The organism is Tessaracoccus terricola (assembly GCF_054776555.1).
Genome location: NZ_BAAHBS010000015.1, coordinates 1 through 3,024, shown reverse-complemented (window position 1 = coordinate 3,024; position 3,024 = coordinate 1). Strand labels below are relative to the sequence as shown.

2 rRNA genes are annotated in these 3,024 nt (G+C 54.4%); both read right to left on the bottom strand.

Going from position 1 to position 3,024, the window contains the following annotated elements:
- Positions 1 to 1,023, bottom strand: a 23S ribosomal RNA gene (locus tag ACYU7G_RS17465); the annotation flags it as partial.
- A gap of 341 nt (positions 1,024 to 1,364) precedes the next feature.
- Positions 1,365 to 2,882, bottom strand: a 16S ribosomal RNA gene (locus ACYU7G_RS17460).
- Positions 2,883 to 3,024 lie beyond the last annotated feature (142 nt).

The following is a 3,024-nucleotide window of genomic DNA, read 5'->3' as shown; positions in this document are numbered from 1 at the left end:
CACTTACCGGCATTCGGAGTTTGGTTGATTTCGGTAAGCTTGTGGGCCCCCTAGACCATCCAGTGCTCTACCTCCGGTAAGAAACACGCGACGCTGCACCTAAATGCATTTCGGGGAGAACCAGCTATCACGGAGTTTGATTGGCCTTTCACCCCTATCCACAGCTCATCTCCTCGGTTTTCAACCCAAGTGAGTTCGGTCCTCCACGACGTCTTACCGTCGCTTCAACCTGGCCATGGATAGATCACTCCGCTTCGGGTCTAGAGCACGCGACTAAAACGCCCTATTAGGACTTGCTTTCGCTACGGCTTCCCCACACGGGTTAACCTCGCCACGTACCACTAACTCGCAGGCTCATTCTTCAAAAGGCACGCCGTCACCCCCCCAAAAGGAAGGCTCCGACGGATTGTATGCGATCGGTTTCAGGTACTATTTCACTCCCCTCCCGGGGTACTTTTCACCATTCCCTCACGGTACTTGTCCGCTATCGGTCACCAAGGAGTATTTAGGCTTAGCGGATGGTCCCGCCAGATTCACACGGAATTTCAGGGGTTCCGTGTTACTTGGGGTAACGCTAAAGAGTGACCAGATTACGTCTACAGGAGTATTACCCTCTACGCTGTACCCTTCCAGGCACTTCAACTTCCCTGATCATTTCTAACTCTTTGACCGAATGACAGTCCGATCCAAGCGGCCCCACAACACCACATGTGCAACGCCTGCCAGCTATCACACACACATGGTTTGGCCTCTTCCGCGTTCGCTCGCCACTACTAACGGAATCACAATTGTTTTCTCTTCCTGTGGGTACTGAGATGTTTCACTTCCCCACGTTCCCTCCAACTGCCCTATACATTCAGGCAGAGGTCGCCGGACATAACTCCGGAAATTCGAGGTTTCCCTATTCGGAGATCCACGGATCAAAGCTCGTTTACCAGCTCCCCATGGCTTATCGCAGGTTACAACGTCCTTCATCGGCTCTTGGTGCCAAGGCATCCACCGATCGCACTTAGTAGCTTGTTGTTACTACAAAGATGCTCGCGTCCACTGTGAAGTTCTCAAGATACGGGCGGGCCCAGACCCCAAACCACCACAAACAAGTGGCAACCAGGACACTGGTCCGCAGAAGAATCGTCGCAAAGCAACCGACCCCTCAGGACCCAACAGCGCGCTCAGGCCAACCCAGCCACCACCAAACTTTCCACTCCCAAAACCCAAAGGCCCTGGATTGTACTCACCGGCAACAACCGAATCAGCTTAATAGTCAATGTTCCACTATCCGGTGCCTGCCGGCCAAACAACGAACGTGTTCGAAACCAGCAATGACCACCACACCACAGGTGTGAATGGTAAAGGCTCCTTAGAAAGGAGGTGATCCAGCCGCACCTTCCGGTACGGCTACCTTGTTACGACTTAGTCCTAATTACCGGTCCCACCTTCGACGGCTCCCCCCAAAAGGTTGGGCCACCGGCTTCGGGTGTTACCGACTTTCATGACTTGACGGGCGGTGTGTACAAGCCCCGGGAACGTATTCACCGCAGCGTTGCTGATCTGCGATTACTAGCGACTCCGACTTCATGGGGTCGAGTTGCAGACCCCAATCCGAACTGAGACCGGCTTTCTGAGATTCGCTCACCCTTACAGGCTCGCAGCTCTTTGTACCGGCCATTGTAGCATGCGTGAAGCCCTGGACATAAGGGGCATGATGACTTGACGTCATCCCCACCTTCCTCCGAGTTGACCCCGGCGGTCTCCAATGAGTCCCCGGCATAACCCGCTGGCAACATTGGACGAGGGTTGCGCTCGTTGCGGGACTTAACCCAACATCTCACGACACGAGCTGACGACAGCCATGCACCACCTGTATACCGACCAAAAAGGGGCACCCATCTCTGAGTGTTTCCGGCATATGTCAAACCCAGGTAAGGTTCTTCGCGTTGCATCGAATTAATCCGCATGCTCCGCCGCTTGTGCGGGGCCCCGTCAATTCCTTTGAGTTTTAGCCTTGCGGCCGTACTCCCCAGGCGGGGTACTTAATGCGTTAGCTGCGGCACGGAGAACGTGGAATGTCCCCCACACCTAGTACCCACCGTTTACGGCGTGGACTACCAGGGTATCTAAGCCTGTTTGCTCCCCACGCTTTCGCTTCTCAGCGTCAGGAAAGGTCCAGAGATCCGCCTTCGCCACCGGTGTTCCTCCTGATATCTGCGCATTCCACCGCTCCACCAGGAATTCCGATCTCCCCTACCTTCCTCAAGTCTGCCCGTATCGGAAGCAGGCTCAGTGTTAAGCACTGAGTTTTCACTCCCGACGCGACAAACCGCCTACAAGCTCTTTACGCCCAATAAATCCGGACAACGCTCGCACCCTACGTATCACCGCGGCTGCTGGCACGTAGTTAGCCGGTGCTTCTTCTCCCACTACCGTCACGTTAGCTTCGTCATGGGTGAAAGCGGTTTACAACCCGAAGGCCGTCATCCCGCACGCGGCGTTGCTGCATCAGACTTCCGTCCATTGTGCAATATTCCCCACTGCTGCCTCCCGTAGGAGTTTGGGCCGTATCTCAGTCCCAATGTGGCCGGTCGCCCTCTCAGGCCGGCTACCCGTCGAAGCCTTGGTGAGCCATTACCTCACCAACAAGCTGATAGGCCGCGAGTCCATCCATGACCGCCGGAGCTTTCCAACCCCAAACATGAGTCCAGGGTTCATATCCGGTATTAGCACCTGTTTCCAGATGTTATCCCAGAGTCAAGGGCAGGTTACTCACGTGTTACTCACCCGTTCGCCACTCGTGTACCCCCGAAAGGGCCTTACCGTTCGACTTGCATGTGTTAAGCACGCCGCCAGCGTTCGTCCTGAGCCAGGATCAAACTCTCCGTTGAAAACTTTCAGCAAAACGGGCAATAAAACCCAGATACTGTCAATTTAACTAAGAACTTGACTACCTGACAGAGTTCCATTGCTGGATCTATCAATTAATCAAAGGAATCTCAAAAACAAACCCCAAAGGATCTGTCGACGAGA